Source organism: Amycolatopsis rhabdoformis (assembly GCF_035918295.1).
Classification (GTDB): Bacteria; Actinomycetota; Actinomycetes; order Mycobacteriales; family Pseudonocardiaceae; genus Amycolatopsis; species Amycolatopsis rhabdoformis.
Genome location: NZ_CP142149.1, coordinates 8,830,711 through 8,848,871, shown reverse-complemented (window position 1 = coordinate 8,848,871; position 18,161 = coordinate 8,830,711). Strand labels below are relative to the sequence as shown.

At 70.9% G+C, this 18,161-nt stretch carries 13 protein-coding genes and 1 pseudogene; 5 read left to right on the top strand and 9 right to left on the bottom strand.

Annotated features, from left to right (window positions below):
* Positions 1-14 precede the first annotated feature (14 nt).
* A complete protein-coding gene (gene eccCa / locus VSH64_RS41135) occupies positions 15-4,025 on the bottom strand; it encodes a type VII secretion protein EccCa (RefSeq protein ID WP_326568124.1) in 4,011 nt (1,336 codons plus the stop codon).
* Positions 4,026-4,458: 433 nt separating this feature from the next.
* Between eccCa and eccD the strand changes: the two genes are divergently transcribed.
* The gene (gene eccD, locus VSH64_RS41130) at positions 4,459-5,829 is read left to right on the top strand and encodes a type VII secretion integral membrane protein EccD (protein WP_326568123.1); all 1,371 of its coding nucleotides are present in this window, start codon (positions 4,459-4,461) and stop codon (positions 5,827-5,829) included.
* A gap of 8 nt (positions 5,830-5,837) precedes the next feature.
* Positions 5,838-7,502 carry a S8 family serine peptidase gene (locus tag VSH64_RS41125; RefSeq protein ID WP_326568122.1) on the top strand — a complete coding sequence of 555 codons (1,665 nt, stop codon included), beginning with the start codon at positions 5,838-5,840 and terminating at the stop codon, positions 7,500-7,502.
* Between the two features lie 66 nt (positions 7,503-7,568).
* On the opposite strand, the gene VSH64_RS41120 is transcribed toward VSH64_RS41125, so the two are convergent.
* The 3 genes from VSH64_RS41120 to eccB are packed head-to-tail and all read right to left on the bottom strand — an operon-like array spanning position 7,569 to position 10,713.
* The gene (locus VSH64_RS41120) at positions 7,569-8,687 is read right to left on the bottom strand and encodes a WXG100 family type VII secretion target (RefSeq protein ID WP_326568121.1); all 1,119 of its coding nucleotides are present in this window, start codon (positions 8,685-8,687) and stop codon (positions 7,569-7,571) included.
* Positions 8,684-9,013 carry a hypothetical protein gene (locus VSH64_RS41115; RefSeq protein WP_326568120.1) on the bottom strand — a complete coding sequence of 110 codons (330 nt, stop codon included), beginning with the start codon at positions 9,011-9,013 and terminating at the stop codon, positions 8,684-8,686. Before VSH64_RS41115 ends, VSH64_RS41120 begins: the two co-directional genes overlap by 4 nt.
* Positions 9,014-9,066: 53 nt before the next feature.
* Positions 9,067-10,713: a type VII secretion protein EccB gene (gene eccB, locus VSH64_RS41110; protein WP_326568119.1), complete on the bottom strand. Its 1,647-nt coding sequence runs from the start codon at positions 10,711-10,713 to the stop codon at positions 9,067-9,069.
* A gap of 604 nt (positions 10,714-11,317) precedes the next feature.
* Here eccB and eccE point away from each other — a divergent pair.
* Both eccE and VSH64_RS41100 read left to right on the top strand, forming a co-directional pair.
* Complete coding sequence (gene eccE / locus VSH64_RS41105; RefSeq protein ID WP_326568118.1) at positions 11,318-12,502, top strand: type VII secretion protein EccE; 1,185 nt, start codon at positions 11,318-11,320, stop codon at positions 12,500-12,502.
* Positions 12,499-13,218, top strand: a complete 720-nt coding sequence (locus tag VSH64_RS41100) for a hypothetical protein (RefSeq protein WP_326568117.1) — start codon at positions 12,499-12,501, stop codon at positions 13,216-13,218. The genes eccE and VSH64_RS41100 overlap by 4 nt, the downstream gene beginning before the upstream one ends.
* Before the next feature lie 258 nt (positions 13,219-13,476).
* On the opposite strand, the pseudogene VSH64_RS41095 reads toward VSH64_RS41100, so the two are convergent.
* Positions 13,477-13,980 (bottom strand): annotated as a pseudogene (locus VSH64_RS41095) (alpha/beta fold hydrolase); the annotation flags it as partial.
* Between the two features lie 87 nt (positions 13,981-14,067).
* On the opposite strand from VSH64_RS41095, the gene VSH64_RS41090 reads away from it, so the two are divergent.
* Positions 14,068-14,859: an AraC family transcriptional regulator gene (locus VSH64_RS41090; RefSeq protein ID WP_326568116.1), complete on the top strand. Its 792-nt coding sequence runs from the start codon at positions 14,068-14,070 to the stop codon at positions 14,857-14,859.
* A 16-nt stretch (positions 14,860-14,875) separates the two neighbouring features.
* Here VSH64_RS41090 and VSH64_RS41085 read toward each other — a convergent pair whose 3' ends face one another.
* The 4 genes from VSH64_RS41085 to VSH64_RS41070 form a co-directional block, all read right to left on the bottom strand.
* A complete protein-coding gene (locus VSH64_RS41085) occupies positions 14,876-15,517 on the bottom strand; it encodes a class I SAM-dependent methyltransferase (RefSeq protein WP_326568115.1) in 642 nt (213 codons plus the stop codon).
* 11 nt (positions 15,518-15,528) lie between these two features.
* Positions 15,529-16,365, bottom strand: coding sequence for a tRNA pseudouridine(38-40) synthase TruA (gene truA, locus VSH64_RS41080; RefSeq protein WP_326838174.1), 837 nt, complete (start codon positions 16,363-16,365; stop codon positions 15,529-15,531).
* A 73-nt stretch (positions 16,366-16,438) separates the two neighbouring features.
* Positions 16,439-17,005, bottom strand: coding sequence for a 50S ribosomal protein L17 (gene rplQ, locus VSH64_RS41075; protein WP_326568114.1), 567 nt, complete (start codon positions 17,003-17,005; stop codon positions 16,439-16,441).
* A gap of 43 nt (positions 17,006-17,048) precedes the next feature.
* The gene (locus VSH64_RS41070) at positions 17,049-18,122 is read right to left on the bottom strand and encodes a DNA-directed RNA polymerase subunit alpha (RefSeq protein ID WP_285970652.1); all 1,074 of its coding nucleotides are present in this window, start codon (positions 18,120-18,122) and stop codon (positions 17,049-17,051) included.
* Positions 18,123-18,161 lie beyond the last annotated feature (39 nt).

Below are 18,161 nucleotides of genomic sequence, written 5' to 3'. Positions count from 1 at the left end.
CCCGTTGGAACCGATCAGTCCGGTTGGATCCATGACACCTGCAGGAGCTGCCGGCCGTTTTTGCGGCTGAGCATGATGCCCCGGCCCGGCGGCATGGCGGCCGGCCGGATGTTGCCGATCAACGCGCCTTCGTCCTTGGAGCCGTTCATGACCATGCCCGGGGCGGCGATTTCCTTGAGTTTGCCGATGATCGGGTCGTAGGAGGCGCGTGAGGCGCCACCGGAGCGGCGGACGATGATCAGGTGCAGGCCGACGTCCTTGGCCTGGGCGAGGAAATCGGAGAGTGGTTTGAGTGGGTTGGATGATTGGGTGGCGACCAGGTCGTAGTCGTCGACCAGGATGAACAGCTCCGGTCCGGTCCACCACGATCGGTTGCGCAGCTGGTCCTGGGTGACGTCGGGACCCGGCAGGCGGCGGGTCATGGATCCGTGGACGTCTTTGACCATGCTGTCGAGCTGGTTGGCGGAGACGGCGTAGCCGAGCAGGGAGTCGCCTTCGAGGAAGCCGAGCATGGTGCGCCGGTAGTCGACGAGCAGGATCACCCCTTCTTGGGGGGTGTAGCGCTCGGCGATGCCGCGGCCGATCTGGCGCAGCAGGTTCGTTTTGCCCGATTCGCCGTCGGCGAAGGCGAAGAAGTGCGGGTCGGCGTCGAAGTCGAGGTAGACCGGGTTGAGGTCGTCCTCGTTGACGCCGAAGGGCACCAGTTTCGTGTTGCGCTTGGTGTCGATCTTCAACACGTCGTCGTAGGTGATCATCTCGGGCAGCAGACGCACCTGGGGTGCGGTGCGGCCGCGCCAGGCACCACGGATTTTCGCGACGGCGTCGGCGACGCCGGCGGCGAGGGATTCGGAGTCGCTGGAGCCGTCGACGCGCGGGAGGCCGGTGAGCATGTGGAGTTTGTCGCGGGTCAGACCACGCCCGGGGCGTCCGGCGGGGACGTTGACCGCGACGCGGCGGTCGATGTCGGACTCGGTCGGGTCGCCCAGGCGCAGCTCGAAGCGGGTGCCGAGCATGTCCTTGATCGCCGGGCGCAGGTCGGCCCACCGGTTGGCGGTGATGACGACGTGGATGCCGTAGGACAGGCCCTGGGTGGCCAGGCGGGTGATGGAGGCTTCGAGTTCGTCGAAGTCGTCGCGGATGGCGCGCCAGTTGTCCACGACCAGGAACGCGTCACCGAACGGGTCCTGCTCGGGGGTGATCTCGCCGCGGCGTTTGCGGTTGCGGAACTCGGTCATCGAGTCGATGCCCAGCGCCCCGAACCGGCCCTCGCGCTCAGTCATCAGGGTGGTGAGCTCGGCCACGATCCGGCGGGCCTTGTCGGGCTCGCGCCGGGCCACGGCCACCCCACCCACATGCGGCAGGTCGGCCAGGCCGGCCAGGGTGCCGCCACCGAGGTCCAGGGCGTAGAACTGCACTTCCTCCGGCGTGTGGGTCAGCGCCATCGACATGATCAGGGTGCGCAGCATGGTCGATTTGCCGGCCTGGGGGCCGCCGGCGATCACCGCGTGCCCGGCCGCGCCGGAGAAGTCGGCCCACAACAGGTCACGGCGCTGCTCGAACGGGCGGTCGACGATGCCCAGCGGCACCTGCAGGCGCCCGTTGCCGAAGAACCCGACCGGGGACAGGCCCCGGTCGTCGGTGGGGTTGAGGTTGGGCAGCATCGTGTCCAGGGAGTTGGATTCGTCCAACGGCGGCAGCCACACCTCGTGCGCGGGCGGGCCCTGGCCGATGAACCGGTCGACCATCACCTCCAGCTCACTCGGTTCGGTCGCCTCCTCGGTCTCCTTGGGTTTGGCGACCTCTTCCACCGGTTCGAGCTCCGGTTCCGGCTCGGGCGGCAGCTCGACATAGTCCGGGACGAACATCTGCGGGCGTTTGTCCGCGCGCACCACCGTGGACACCGGGCCCGCGGCCTTGATCCCCGCGGGCCGGTAGGGGCCGGACACGTAGGAGGCCTTGAACCGCACCATCGTGGACGTGTCGTACTTGAGATACCCCGACCCCGGGATCGACGGGAGCTCGAACGCGTCCGGCACGCCGATCGCCGCGCGCGACTCCGCGGCGGAGAAGGTTTTCAGGCCGATCCGGTAGGACAGGTAGGTGTCCAGACCACGCAGCTTGCCCTCCTCCAGCCGCTGCGAGGCGAGCAGCATGTGCATCTGCAGCGAGCGGCCCACGCGGCCGATCTGGAGGAAAATGTCGATGAAGTCCGGCTTCGCCGTCAGCATTTCGGAGAACTCGTCGATGCAGATGAACAACGCCGGCAGCGGGTCGAGATCGGCGCCGTTCTCCCGGGCCTTCTCGTAGTCCCACACGTTTTTGTAGTTGCCCTTGGCCAGCACTTCCTGGCGCCGCGACACCTCACCGGCGATGGCGTCCTTCATCCGGTCGACCAGGGTGAGGTCACCGGCGAGGTTGGTGATCGTGGCCGCCACGTGCGGGGCCTTGTCCAACCCCAGGAACGTCGCACCACCCTTGAAGTCGACCAGGATCATGTTCAGCGACGTACTCGAATGCGTGGCCAGCAAACCCAGCACCAGGGTGCGCAGGAACTCCGACTTACCCGACCCGGTCGCCCCGATGCACAGGCCGTGCGGGCCCATGCCCTCCATCGCCGCTTCCTTGATGTCCAGCTCCACGGCCTGCCCGTACTCACCGACGCCGAACGGGACGCGGTAACGATCCCGGACCGGGCGCGGGCGCCAGGCACCCTGCACATCGAACGTCATCGGGTCGCCCGGGATCCCGAGCAGCTCCAGCAACGTCGGGTTGGACAGCAACGGCTCGTCATCGTTCGCCTCGGTGCCGCCCCCACCCCCGACGCGGTAGGGCGAGAGCAGCCGCGCCAGTGCCTCGGCCTCGACCACCGACAGCGTGTCCGGGCGGCCGAACCACTCCACCCCGCCGGCGCTGCGCGCACCGAGCCGGTCGGGCTCGGCGACCAGCCGCAGACCGCGGCGGGCGGAGAGGTTGCCCAGCGAGTCGGACAGGTCGATCAGCGTGACCCCGACCAGCCCCTCCTCCAGGATGATCTGCTCTTCCCGGGTGACTTCGGCGTCGTCGATGATGATCACGACGTGGGGCTGGTCCGGGGCCGGGGTGGCGTTACGGGAGAACCGCTGCCGGTCCCGCAGCTCCTCATCCAGCCACTGCTCGATCTGGGCCAGCGAGCCGGCCATCATCCGCAGCTGCCCGATCCCGTCGGACATCGTCGGGTGCTGCACATGCGGCAGCCACTTCGCCCACTCCCACTCCTGCTTCGCCCGCCCCGCCGTGGCGATCGCGATCATCACGTCGTCCGGGCTGTGGAACGCGACCAGCTGCGCGAGCATCGCCCGCGTCAGGCCACGGGTCAGGGAACGCTCGCCCTGCATGCTCACCGCCGCGAACCCGCGCAAGGTGATCTGCGTGGGCAGATCGGGCACGATCGAATGCGCCCGCACGAACCGGCGCAACGCCAACGTGGCGATCGGCTCCAGCTCATCGACCGGGCCGGTCTGCGGCGGCACCAACCGCGTGGCGAGGCGATGCGAGCTGCGGCCCACGCGCAGGTGCAGGAAGTCCTGATCGTTCTGCCGGCGCTCCCACATGCGGCGGCTCGCCGCCAACGACCACAACGACTGCGGGTCGGGGTGCACCCACTCCAGCGCCGCGCGCTGATCGACCATCGCCTCACGGGCCCGGTCACGCATCTGACCGAGGTAACGCAGGTAATCCTTGCGATCCTCGTCCATCTCGGCCTTCTTGGCCCCGCCGCCCTTGCCGCCACCGCCGGCCAGCATGCCGACGGTGCCCATCAGCATCATGCCGCTCATCATGATCGTGGTCGGGTTCTTCCCACCCGCCGTGAACATGAAGACCATCATCCCGAGCGAGGCGAAGATCATCACGCCCGGAATCGCCTTCGCGACGATGTTGCCGGGGATCGTGCGGGGTACTTCGGGTGGGGGCTCGAGGTGCACCTCGCCGCCCGGCGGGCGCGGCGCCGCCAGCCGCGGCGACTTCTTGAACTGAAGCGTGCTCATCGAAGGACCCCTCTATTCCAACTCGACGATTGCCGGCCGGTTCCCGCACTCGGGCGCGCTTGACAACCTCGCGCGTGACAACCTATCGAACGTCGCCGGGGAAATCCGGCCAACGCCCGGAAGTGCATCGCGCCTGCCCCCTCATCGGCTGCTGTTTCGCCCTGTGACGCTCACCCGGCGGCCCCGGCACCTCGCCCGCGAACCCCGTTTCCACTGATCCCCGGAGTGTACGGCCCACCACCGACAGCGATGAGCCGAATCGACCGATCCCACCTGGTCGCGCCGCCCGTCCGTCGTCCGTGAGGTGTACTTTCGCCAGGGATTTTCGGACAGTCGATGATCCCGGCGCCCGGGTTCGGTATAAGTTCCCCCGGGAGCTGACTCTTCAGAGCGGGGGCATCTAGTGGCAACGGGCACGACGGTATTCAGCAGGGTGACGGTGGTGGCACCGAACACCCGGATCGACGTCGCGCTGCCGGCGGACGTGGCGGTGGCCGACCTGCTGCCGATGCTGCTGGAGATGGCCAAGGAGACCTCGCCCGACGGCGGCGCGCGCCACGGCGGCTGGGCGCTGGCCAAGCTCGGCGAGTCCACCTTGCTGGACCCGAGCCGCACGCTGGCCTCGCTCGGGGTGGTGGACGGCGAGCTGCTGCAGCTGCGCAAGCGCAACGAGAACCCGCCGCCGCCGCTGTACGACGACGTGGTCGACGCCATCGCCGAGTCGACGCCCGACAGCTTCCGCCCGTGGACCAAGGAAACGGCCCGCCGGTTCGGGCACGTCGCCGGCGGTCTCGCACTGTTCATCTCCGCGCTCGCACTGTTCATGAGCGGTTCGCTCTACGGCGGCAACGCGCTCGCCGCGGCCATCGCCGGCGGCCTCGGCGCGATCGCCTGCGTGGCGGTGGGCGCGACGCTGGCGAAGGGCTACCAGGCCGAAGCCACCGGCGTGCTGATCGCCGCGGCCGGCGGCCTGCCGCTGGCGTTCGTGAGCGGGTTCTACATCGTGCCCGGCCTCTCGGTGCGCGCGAACCTGCTGCTGGGCGCGGTGCTCGTGCTCATCGTCGCGGCCGTGTGCATCCTCGTGATCGGCGCCGGCATCCGCGTGTTCATCGCCGCGGCCACCGCCGGCGCGTTCGGCGCGGTCGCGTTCCTCGTCGCCACGCTCGTGCCCAGCGCGACCCCGGCCGGGGTCGGCGCCGGCGCGGTCGCCGTGTCGCTCGCCTGCATCTCGTTCCTGCCGCGCGCCACGATCTGGCTCGCGAAGCTCCCGCTGCCGCACGTGCCCAGCACCGCGGAGGAGCTGAAGGAAGACTCCGGTTTCCCGGACTACCAGGCCATCGAGCAGCGCACCGCCGTGGCCCACGACTACATGACCGGCCTGATGGTCGGCTGCGGCGCCACCACGGCCGTCTCCGCCGTGTTCGCCGCGACCTCCCCCGGCATCTTCGGGATCATCCTCGGCGTGGTCGCCACGCTCGTGCTGCTCCTGCGCGCCCGCGCGTACGCCAACGGCGCGCAGGCCATCGCGCTGCTCACCACCGGCATGGTGTCCGCGGCCGGCATCCTCGTCGGCTGGCTCTTCGCCACCACGGCCGAATACCGGGTGCTGTACGTGTTCGGCGCGCTGATCGTGGTCGCCGCCGGCTCGCTCGTGGTCGGCGTGATCTTCCCGAACCAGCGCTTCTCACCGCCGCTGCGCCGCACGGTGGAGATCCTCGAGGCGATCTGCATCGCCGTGGTGCTGCCGCTCGCGCTCGGCGTGATGGACCTCTACACCACGCTGCGCCACCTCAACCTCAAGTGAGGCACCAGATGCGTGCACGACGTCCGCTCGTCCGGCACCTCGGGCTCGGCGGCCGCACGGGTGTGGTCCTGCTCGCGGCCGGGCTCGGGGTGCTCTCGCCGTTGGCCCTCGTCGCGCCCGCCTCGGCCCAGCAGGACACCGGAGCCGCGGGCACGTGGGCCACACCGCCGCAGGTGGACGAGAGCGTGCTTCCGGCTGATTCGGGTCAGCCGGACAAGAACTACCAGAAGAAGATCGAGTGCGTGAAGCGCAGCCTCGGGCAGAACGTCGAGATCAACACGATCCCGTGGGGCCAGAGCTACCTGCAGCTGGACAAGGCGCAGCAGATCGTGCGCGCGGCCAAGGGCAGCGTCGGCGGCAACATCAAGGTCGCGGTGGTCGACACCGGGGTCACGCCGCACCCGTGGTTCGAGGGCCGGGTCGAAAGCGGCGGTGAGTACGTCGCGAAGCCGGACAACGGTCAGCCCGGTGGATTGCAGGACTGCGACGGCCACGGCACCGAGGTCGCCGGCATCATCGCGGGCAACCCGAAGGACCCGAAGGTCGGCTTCATCGGCGTCGCCCCCGACTCCACGATCGTGTCGTTCCGGCAGCTGAGCTCGAACTACGCCGTGGACCAGAATGCCGCGAGCAACACGGGGCAGCCCGGTGGCAACACCGGCACTCCGCCCGGCAATCAGAACGGCAGCACCCCGCCGAGCAACCAGAACGGCGGCCAGCTGCCCGGCAACGGCGGCGGTGGCGGCCAGGTCGGCGGCGAGCAGGGCGGCACGGCTCCCCAGCAGCAGAACAACCAGGGTGACACCCGTCAGCTGCAGAAGGACGGCACCGCGGGCACGCTGCAGACGCTGGCCGAGATCATCCGCGGCATCGCCGACCGGGGCGACATCAAGGTCGTCAACATGTCGGTGGACCACTGCCGCGCGGCCGACGGCACCGGCAGCATCCAGACCGGTGAGCAGCAGGTGCAAGCCGCGGTGAAGTACGCGGCCGATAAAAACGTGGTGGTCGTCGCCGCCGCCGGCAACGTCTCCGACGACTGCCCGCAGAACGACCAGGCCGACCCGAACAAGCCCCGCTCGATCGTGACGCCGCCGTGGTTCGCCGACGACGTGCTGTCGGTCGGTGCGATCGACGAAACCGGCGGTGTCGCGTCGTTCAGCGTGCACGGCCCGTGGGTCGGCGTCGCCGCGCCGGGCACCAACATCATTTCGCTCGACCCGGCCGAGGGCTCCACGGGCCTGGCCAACCTCACGATCGACGGCAACCAGCAGTCGGCGATCCAGGGCACGAGCTTCGCCTCGCCGTACGTGGCCGGGGTGGCCGCGCTCGTGCGCCAGATGTACCCGCAGCTCACAGCGCGCCAGGTGATCCAGCGCATCGAAGCCACCGCGCAACACCCGGCCGCGCCGGGCGGGCGCGACGACTTCGTGGGCTACGGCGTGATCGACCCCGTGGCCGCGCTCACCGCGAACCTGCCGAACGACGTCGGTGAGCTCGCGAAGCCGAAGCCCGTGGTGCAGACGGCGGTGCTGCCGCCGGCCGACTCCATGAGCTCCACGCCGATGATCGTGGCGCTGGCCGGCACCGGCGGCGGCATCGTGGCGCTGCTGATCACGCTGTTCGTGATGCACACGATCCGGCGCAACCGCCAGGCGCGGCCGCCGAGCTGAGCAGCGCGTCACCGAAGACGCTGAAGGGGCCGTACACCGCGGGAAAGCGGAGTGCGGCCCCTTCGGTCACTTCTGGGGTTTCTTGGCCTTCTCGGGCTTCTGGGGGTCCTCGCCGATCACCGGTGGCGTGACCGGGGCGGGGTCGCCGAGCAGTTCGGAAGGCTTGGCGGGCATACCCTTCCGGGCCTGGCGCGTGCCGCCACCACCGCCGCCCATCCCGCCGCCGCCACCCATGCCCATGCCGCCCATGCCCATCATCGGCATCATCGACATGCCGCCGGATCCGGTCGGCTCGGCCGCGGCGGGCGCCGGGGCGAGGCCCTCCGGCCCGATCGGCACGCCGGCCTGGCCGGGGATGAGCCGAGGGTCGGCGCCGGTTTCCTTGCCCTGGTGCGGGTCTTCGGCTGCCGAAGCCGAGACGGAGTCGTCGGCCGACGACGGTGTGGTGCCGTCGGCGCCGGGGCTCGCGGTCGTCTGCTGAGTCACGGCGGCGTTGCCCGCCGCATCGTGTGTGGGCTGCGAGGCGTCCTGGGACGGCTGTTCCGGCGCCGTCCCGTCCGGTGTGGACACCGCGGCCGGCCGTGCCGGTTCGCTGTCGTGCAACCGGAACTGCTCCTGCGGGTAGTGCTGGCGCAGCGCGATGCTGGGCTGCTCCCCCGCGGGCGCGTCCACGCCTTCGCAGAGCTGCGCGAAGTGCTGCAGCACGTCTTCCGCCGCGTCGTACAACGACTTCACCGACTGCTCGGTCTCGCGCAGCTGCGTGCGCGAGCGGCTGACCCCGCCGACCGGCAGCATCGCCGACTCCGACAGCAGATCGGCCGCGTCCACGAGCACGTCGCCGGCGTCGCCGACGATCTTGCGCAGCGATCCCGCGAGCTCTTCCAGCGCGCCCGCCAGCTCGTCGAGCGCGTCTTCCACGCCTTCGCTCGCGGACCGGATTTCACCCAGGTAGGTGACGAACGCGTCGGCGTCCTCACCGGACCACGCGGCGTCGAGCCGGCCGAGCTCGTCGGCCAGGTCCGCGGACACCCCGCCGGCCGTTTTCGCCGCGCTGCGCAGGCGTTGCGCTTCCGCGTCGAGCTCGGCCCACTGGCCCACGAGCGGGTGGTAGTACGTGGTCACGGGATCCGTCACGCCGAGCTCACCCGCGAGCTCCGACACGAACGTGAGCGAAGGTTCTGTCACAGCAGCCTCCCCGCCCGCTTGACCTGCTCGGCCGCGTCGGCGTCACGCTGCGCGTGGCCCGCGGTGAGCTGATCCAGCGCGGCCGCGGCCGACCGCAGAGCCTCGGCACCCGCCTGCAGTTGCTGACGCAGCGCGCCGGACGCCCGCGCGTACGACCGGTCGAGACCGAGCCGGCCGCCGAGCTCGCCGTAGGCCTGCGCCGTGGTCGCTCCCGCGCCGACGCCGGCCGCGGCCGTGTCCAGCTCGTCGGCGGCCAGCGCGACCTTAGCCGAGTAGCCGCCGACGGCGTCTCCGTCGATGTTCAGCGCGTTGTTCCCCGCCGCCACGACATCCCTCCACTCACCTGAGAATGTCCGAGTGTGACGGACGGGGACCCGCGTCAGTTCCCGGCCGGCTGGCCGGCTTGCTGGGCCGGCGCGTTGAACGTGCCCGCGTTGGGGTCGATCGGCACGGAGTCGAACTGCTTCATCACGTTCTGCGTGTTCAGCGACGAGCCGGTGGGCAGCAGACCGATGATCGACTCCGGCGCCGGCTTCGCGTCGGTGAGGCCGAGCGCGGCCGCCGTAGCCTGGTCCGGCACGCCGTACCGGAGGCCGCGGTCGCTGATCAGCTGGATCGGACCCTTGAAGAACGTCGCGCTCGACTCGGTGGCCGACTGCACCACCGCGCCGAAGCCCGGCGGCATGTAGAAGCCGGTGATCGGCAGGCCGTTCGGTCCGGTGTTGGCGACCGTCTGGACCTTGCTCGAGCCGTCGGCGTTCGTGATCTCGGCCGGCAGGCCCTTGCTCACGTACACCGACGTGTGGGCCGTGTTCTTGCCGTCGAACGACCAGCCGAGGCACGCCACCGGCGAGCCCTGGGTGGCGTCGAGCACGGTCGGGGTCTGCTCGGGGTAGTTGTCGACCTTCACGAACCCGGGGTCGCTGGGCTGCAGCCGCGGGACGTTGTTGATCTTCTCCAGGCCGAGGTCGGTGATCTTGGTCCCGCCGCCGTTCTTCGCCGTGCGGACGATGTCGGCGACCGCGGACGACACCTTCTGGATGCCGTTGCGGGTGATCAGCCAGAAATCGGTCGGAGCGCCCGACGGGCTCGTGGAGAACACGTCGCCGACGGTGAGGCCGTTGAAGTCCTGCTGCGGTGATTCACCGGCACCGTCGACGAGCGGCGGCACGAGCTTGCCGACGTCGGGGATCGCGTTGAGGAACGCCTGGGAAGCCTTGCGTGCCTTGGCCGGCAGCTGCAGCGCCGCGCGCACCGGGTCGTTGTCGCCGAGGTCGACCTCGGCGCGCACGGTGTTGGCGTCGGGCCGCGCCTGCGTGGCCTGCAGGCGGTAGATCAGGTAGGTCTTGCCGTCGTCCGCGCGGCCAAGCAGCGCCTGACCCTTGGCGAGTTCGGTGCCGACGTTCGCGACGCCGCCGATCACCGTGGTGTCGGTGCGGTTCACGCTGTCGGGTTGCGGCAGCCGCGGGTCGAGCACGACCTGGTCGCACACCGCCCAGTTGGGCGAAATGCGCTGGGCGCTGTCGGGCAGAAGTTGTGGCCCATCGGGAATGCCGGTGAGCTTCTCCCGCGGAATGTTCTTGAGCTGTTCATCGGAGACGACGGTCGGATTGACCGCGGCGGCCGGCGCGGCATTTGCCGCGGGCTGCGCTCCGCCTTGTGCGCCTTGTCCGCCTTGCGACTGCTGCTGCGACTGCGCGAGCAGGATCAGGCGCGCCGAAGCGAGGTTGAACGTCGGAATCAATTTCTGCGGATTGCCGGTGACCACGTAAACGGTGCCGGACTGCTCACCGATCACGATGCCGCCCGAGGCCGGCACCGCGGGAGCCGGGCTGAGCAGGGCGATCAACACGAAAACCACCGCGCCGAGCACACCGAGGATCACCCCTACGGTGGTCGCCCGCGAGTGGGTGCGCATCGGGTCGTGGAGCATCACCGCGTCGCGGCGGACGAGCGCCGACTGCATCCGGCGCATGACGAACTTGTAGGCCTGAACCTGACTCTTAGTCGTGGGTGTTGATGGCATTCTCGACCTACAGTCCTCCCCGTCGCGGTACGGTTCCGCAGGATAGCCGTACGGGGACCGTCTGGTGTGGGGTTTCTACCAACTCAAGCTAGGGTCGGACACCTCGGGACCCGGCTTTCCGGGAACGTAGCACTCACGAGGGGAAGAGAACGCGCGGATGTCCGTCACCACGCCTCCACGTCCGCCAGGGCCCCCCGGGCCACCGCCGCCCGGAGGACGCCCTCCGGGTCCCCCGCAGCGGCCGGGCAGAGCAGGCGGACCGGGCGGACCGGGTGGCGTGCCGGGCGGTCCCGGTGGCCCCGGTGGGATCCCGCGTGGCCCCGGCGGACCCGGTGGCCCGGGAGGGCCCGGCGGTCCGGGTCCTCGTGGCGGCGGCCCGAACGGGCCCGGTGGACCTGGCGGCCCGGGTGGCCCCGGCGGCCCCGGCGGTCCGGGGGGACCTGGCGGGCCCGGTGGACCTGGCGGACCCGGCGGCGGCTCTGGTGGCTCCGGTCCTGACGGTCCCGGCTCCGGTGGCTCGCCCCAGGGCGGCACCGCGACGGCGACCCGGCTGGCCCCGCCTTCACGGCGGCGTTCCGGCGGTATCAACCTCGGCCCGCTGCCGGTGGCGAACCTCGTGCTGCTCGAGGTGGGTGTCGCGATCGGACTCGTGCTGCTCGCCATCAACATGGAGCAGCTGAAGTACATCGCCATCGGGGTCGCGGCCGTGTTCCTCATCTTCGCGTTCCTGCGCTGGGGCGGGCGCTGGTTCACCCAGTGGCTCGGCCTCACGCTGCGCTACCGCTTCCGCTCGCACGACCGCGTGGCCACTCCCCCGCCGCCCAGCAGCCTCGAAGAGCTGGCCGCCGAGGACACCACGATGACGGGCCCGGACGACGCGCGCGTGAACCTGCTGCGCCTGGCCGTGCCGGACCTCGTGGTGGCCCACGGCGTCGACCACGAGCGCCAGCAGGTCGGCCTCGCCTGGAACGACGGCACGTGGACGGCGGTGCTCCTCGTGGAGCCGACGCCCGCGCTGATCACCCAGGCCGGTGGCGCGCCGAGCCTGCCGCTGTCGGCGCTCGCGCCGTGCCTCGAAGACCGCGGTGTGGTCCTCGACTCGATCCAGATGATCTGGCACAGCTACCCGGGTTCCGCGGCCCTGCCGTCGGATTCGCCCGCGCTCAGCTCGTACATGGAGGTGCTCGGCCCGCTGCCCGCGGCCGCCCGGCGCACCACGTGGATCGCGATCCGGCTCGACCCGCGCCGCTGCCCCGACGCGATCCGCGAACGCGGTGGCGGCGTCGTCGGCGCCCACCGCGCGCTGATCGGCGCGCTCTCGCGCGTGCGCAACGCGCTGGAGTCCCAGGGCGTGCCGACGCGGCCGCTCGACCCGGACGAGCTGCTGCGCGCCAGCATCTCCGCCGCCGAGCTCACCGCCGTGGCCGGTTCGTCGACGAAGGTCACGCTGCAGGAGAGCTGGACCGGCGTCACGGCGGCCGGCATCGGGCACTCGAGCTACGCCATCACGAGCTGGCCCAAGGGCAAGATCAGCGGCAGCCTCGACGCGCTCACGAGCGTGCGCGCGCTGTCGGCCACGGTCGCCATGTCGATCTCGCCCGCCTCGGACGAGGGCCGCATCGGGCTGCGTGGCGTGGTGCGCGTGAGCGCGCGCAACCCGCGTGAGCTCGAAGCCGCCGACCAGCGTCTCAAGTCCATTTCGGAGCGGCTCGACGTCGACCTGACGCCGTTGCGGGGCCTGCAGATCTCCGCGTTCGCCGCCACCCTGCCGATCGGAGGTACGGCGTGAGCACGCGCCTTCGCGACGCCGGGCAGAACCCCGGCGTGGCCCCGGAGTTCACCGTCGACCCGGCCATGCTCGACGCGATCAGCCCCTCGGGCGACCGCGGCGGCATCGTCCTCGGCTCGGGCCTCAAGGGCGAACCTCTCACCATCTCGGCCCTGCGCTCGGCGCCCACGCGCATCGTGCTCGTCGGCGGGCTGTACCTGGCCCGTCAGGTGGCGCTGCGCGCGATGGCGGTGGGTGCGTGGGTGGTCGTGGCCACCGGGCGGCCCGCGGCCTGGCAGGTGCTCTCCCAGGCCGCCGGCAACCGGGACGGACGGCCTTCGCCGCTCGTGCAGATCCGGCGCCTGTCGCCGGTCGAGCTGCCGCGTCCGTCGGAAGACGCGCCGCTGCTCGTGGTCACCGACGGCGGCCCGACCCCGCAGGACCTCTTCCCGCCGCGCTCGCCGTGGCAGACCACCGTGTACGTGCTGCCCTACCTGCACCCGCAGGCCGGCGCCACGGCCAACGCCGCGGACCTCGTGCTGATGCAGCGCCTGCCCGCCGGCCAGGCCGAGCTGGCGGCCCGCATCTGGCGCCTGCCGCCGCAGATGATGCGCCAGCTGACCACCCTGAAGGACGACCAGGTCGTGGCACTGGGCCGCAACCTGTGGCGGCCGCTGCGGCTGGTCACGACGCAGAAGGAACAGCAGCTGCTCGGCCCGGTTCGCCGCGGCGACTGAGGTTCGCCGCACCGGAAGTCCGTGAAGGGCGCTGGGAAGGAATCTGATTCCTTCCCAGCGCCCTTCATTGCTTTTCGGGACGGCGAGTTCAGAGCAGCAATTCGGCCACGGCGTCCGGTGCCTCCCGCATCGCGTTGTGCGCGGTGGGGAGGTCGTGCACGCGCCAGCCCGATCGGCTTCGAGCCGAGCGCGGAGTGCGGCGAACGGGCTGCGGTCCTCCCACCCGGAGCAGTAGACGAAGTCGCGCCGGGGCACCCGATCGACGGCGCCGGTGAGCCGGATCGTCTGCACCAGGGAGGCCAACGGGTGTGGACGGCGGCGGGGATCACCGCCGTGCGGGGCGCGGAACGGCGGCTGGACGCTGTGGCCCGTGTCCGCCGCGCCGGCCACGAACGACTGCCGGTAGGCCTCGGTGGTCGACGCCCAGCACGAGTCACCGTCGCGTGGCACGTAGGCGTCGAGGTGGACGAGCCGCGAAACCCGGCCGCCCGCGCGGTCGGCCGCGGCCGAGATCACCATCCCGCCGTAGCTGTGGCCGACCAGCGTCGCGTCGGTGATCCGGGCGCTCTCCAGCAGGTGCACGACATCTGCGGCGTGGGTGTCGAGGTTGGCGTTCGCGACCGTCGTGGCGTCGTCATCCGGCCGCAGCCCGGTGAGGGTCAGGGCGTGGACGGTGTGCCCGGCCCGCTCCAGCAGGGGGACGACCGCCTCGAACGTCCAGGAACCGTGCCACGCACCGGGCACGAGGACGAACGTCGTCATGGTGGATCTCCTTTGTCGGCTCGCGATGAGAACCACTCCAGGTCATCACCCCCGCCGCGTGGCCGACCACCGATAAACTGCCTCGTGATGCCTCTTCGCCGCCAAGACCCCGGCCCCGGACCGCTGACGTCCGTGGTGTGGCCTTCCGGCGGGCGGCACCGGTGGCCCTCGGGTGGCGCCAGCGCGGTGCAGGCGCACGCGCGCGGACATCTCGTGTACGCGGCCGCCGGCGTGCTGACCGTCCACACCGAGCGCGGCACCTCGGTCGTACCCGCCAACCGCATCGCGTGGACCCCGGCCGGGCGCGCGCATCGGCACCGCGCCCACGGCGACACGGACATGCGGATCGTCTTCCTGCCCCCGGCCCTGGCCCGGCGCGTGCCGGACCGGCCCGCCGTGTTCCTCGCCACGGACCTGGCGCGCGCGGTGCTCCTCGCGCTGACCGGGCCGGACAACGACCACCACCGGCGCGGCGCGGCCCGCGCTCGCCTCCTGCGCGTTCTCGTCGACGAGCTCCGCGAGGCCCAGGAGCAGCCGCTGCACCTGCCGGAGCCCCAGGACGATCGGCTGCGGGCCATCGCGCGGCTCCTGACCGAGAAGCCGGCGGACAGCACGTCGATGGCCGCGCTCGGGAAAGCCGTCGGCGCCGGTTCCCGCACCCTCACCCGGCTGATCCGCGCCGAGCTCGGCATGACCTTCCCCGAGTGGCGCACGCAACTGCGCATCCAGCACGCACTGGTGCTCCTGGCAGAAGGCCACGACGTGACGCACACCGCGCACGCCTGCGGCTGGGCCAACCCGAGTGGTTTCATCGCCGCCTTCACGAACATCATCGGCAGCACGCCGGGTCGCTACCGGAGTGGACCGAGCGACCTCTGAGTCGAGCCGCTGCGCGTCAGGCCCGGCGGGACAGCAGGTGCGCGTCGAGGAATCCGCGCTCGGACCGCGGGTCGTGCACGAGCCGGGCGAACGGGTCCAGCCCGGCGTCGGTGAGCAGCTCGGCGAACTGGTCCACCGGCCAGCTGTACGCCGCCGTCACCTTGTGGTCGAAGCGGACCGGTGCCGCACCCTCGGTCGCGAAGAACGAGACCAGGGAGAGGCCACCAGGGGCCAGTACGCGGGCCTGCTCGGCCAGCAGCGCGGGAACGTCCGCGGGTGGTGTGTGGATCAGTGAGTAGTGCGCCAGCACGCCGCCGAGGGCACCGTCGTCGAGCGGCAGAGCCTCCATGCGGGCCTCGTCGAACCGCAGCTCCGGGAACGTGGTGCGGGCGTAGTCGATCATGCCCGGGGACAGGTCCAGGCCGCGCACGTCGAGTCCTTGCGCCGCCAGGAAAGCCGTGAGGTGGCCGGGCCCGCAGCCGACGTCGGCCACGCGGTGGTTGTCCGTGCCGCGCACCAGCTCGGCGAACGTCGCCGCCATGGCCCGCGAGAACGGCGCTTCGGCCAGCAGCGGATCGGCGAACAGCGACGCGTACAGCTCGACCACCCCGTCGTAGGCGGCCCTGGTCCGGTCGTGGTGCGTTACCCCGTGAGTCACGGGAAGCGAAGCTACAGGTCGGTGGCGGAACGCACGTTGCGCGTCTGCTCGGCCCGCGCGGCGAGGTCGGCGTCGGCCGGGTAGTCCACGGCCGTGAGGGTGAGACCGTGGGCCGGGGCCACGGCGCTGTCACGCGTGCCGCCGGCGAGGACCTCGGCGGGCCACGAACGGGAGCGGCGGCCGTCGCCGACCATCAGCAGCACCCCGACGAGGCTGCGGACCATGGAGTGGCAGAACGCGTCGGCCGACACCCGCACTTCCAGCAGGTGCTCGTCGAGGCGCGTCCACTCCAGCTGCTGCAGCTCGCGGATCGTGGTGCCGCCCTCGCGCTGCTTGCAGTAGGCGGCGAAGTCCTGCAGCCCCAGCAGCTCGGCCGCGGCCTCGTTCATCGCGTCCGTGGACAGCGGCCGGCCCCAGGCCAGCGTGTCGTTGCGGCGCAACGGATCGACGCCCCACGGTGCGTCGGAGACCCGGTAGCGGTAGTGGCGGCGGATCGCGGAGAAGCGCGCGTCGAAACCCGCCGGCGCCACGCGGGCGCCGAGCACCCGCACGTCGGCGGGCAGGAGCTTGTTCCAGCGCCCGGTCATGCGCGTGAGGTCCGGAATGCCTTGCGCGTCAACCGGAACGCGGCCGGGCGTTCCCGACTCGAGCGGGACCACGTCCACGTGCACGACCTGACCGGTCGCGTGCACACCGGCATCTGTGCGGCCCGCAACGACCACGGACTTCGGCACCGCGCGCCCCGGCGGCTGGCGCTGCAGGGCCGCTTCCAGCTCGGCCTGCACCGTGCGCCGGCCCGGCTGGCGGGCCCAGCCCGAGAAGTCCGTGCCGTCGTAGGAAACGTCCAGGCGCAGACGAACGAGCCCGCCCTCCCCGAAGGGAGTGGCGGGCTCGTCCGGTGTCGACTGTGCCGTCAGGACGTCAGTCCTTCTTGGCGTCCGCGTCGTCGGCGGCGGCCTCGTCCGAGTCGGACGTGGCGGCCTCTTCCGAAGCGGCCTCGGTGGTCTCCTCGGCCGGAGCCTCGGCGACGGCCTCGTCAGTCGTGGTCTCCTCGACCACGGCCGCCTCGGCCGGCTTCTCGTCCTTCGCGAACTTCGTGTTGCGAGCCCGCTCGGCCTCCGACGTCACCGTCTTCTCCGCCACCAGTTCGATGACGGCCATGGCGGCGTTGTCGCCCTTGCGCGGCATCGTCTTGGTGATGCGGGTGTAGCCGCCGGCGCGCTCAGCGAAGTGCGGGCCGATCTCGGCGAACAGCTTGTGCACGACGTCCTTGTCACGCACGACCTTCTGCACCTGGCGACGGTTGTGCAGGTCGCCCCGCTTCGCCTTGGTGATCAGCTTCTCGGCCAGCGGGCGCACCCGGCGGGCCTTCGCCTCGGTCGTGGTGATCTTGCCGTGCTCGAACAGCTGCGAGGCCAGGTTGGCCAGGATCAGCCGCTCGTGCGCGGAAGATCCGCCGAGTCGGGCTCCCTTGGTAGGGGTGGGCATGGGTTCTCCTAGTTCAGCTGTACAGCTCCAGGCCTACGCGGCCTTACAGCTGTTCCGTCTCTGCGTAGTCCTGGCCATCGTCGTGGCCCTCGTCCGAAATCCCGCCGCCGATGCCGGCAACACTTCCCGACCAGCCCTCACCGTCGTAGCTGGACGCCGCCGCGGTGGGGTCGAACCCGGGCGGGCTGTCCTTGAGCGCCAGGCCGAGACCGACCAGCTTCAGCTTGACCTCGTCGATCGACTTGGCGCCGAAGTTGCGGATGTCGAGCAGGTCCGCCTCGCTGCGCGAGACGAGCTCGCCCACCGTGTGGATGCCCTCGCGCTTGAGGCAGTTGTACGACCGGACGGTGAGGTCCAGGTCCTCGATCGGCATCGCGTAGGCGGCGATGGTGTCCGCTTCCTGCGGCGACGGGCCGATCTCGATGCCCTCGGCGTCGACGTTCAGCTCGCGAGCGAGACCGAACAGCTCCACCAGCGTCTTGCCCGCCGAGGCAACCGCGTCGCGCGGCGTGATCGACGGCTTGGTCTCGACGTCCAGGATCAGCTTGTCGAAGTCGGTGCGCTGCTCGACACGAGTGGCCTCGACCTTGTACGTCACCTTCAGCACCGGCGAGTAGATCGAGTCGACCGGGATGCGGCCGATCTCGGCGCCGGCCTGCTTGTTCTGCAGGGCCGGAACGTAACCGCGACCGCGCTCGACGACGAGCTCGATCTCGAGCTTGCCCTTGCCGTTCAGCGCCGCGATGTGGAGATCCGGGTTGTGCACGGTGACGCCGGCCGGAGGCACGATGTCGGCAGCCGTGACCTCACCGGGGCCCTGCTTGCGCAGGTACATGGTGACCGGCTCGTCCTCTTCCGAGGACACCACGAGCTCCTTGAGGTTCAGGATGATGTCGGTGACGTCTTCCTTCACCCCGGGAACGGTGGTGAATTCGTGCAGCACGCCGTCGATGCGGATGCTCGTCACGGCCGCGCCCGGAATGGACGACAGCAGCGTGCGCCGCAGCGAGTTGCCGAGCGTGTAGCCGAAGCCGGGCTCCAGCGGTTCGATGGTGAACCGGGAGCGGGTCTCGTTGACCGTCTCTTCGCCGAGAGCCGGCCGCTGGGAAATCAGCATTGTTCCTATTTCCTTTCCAGACGACGCCCGCCATATGAC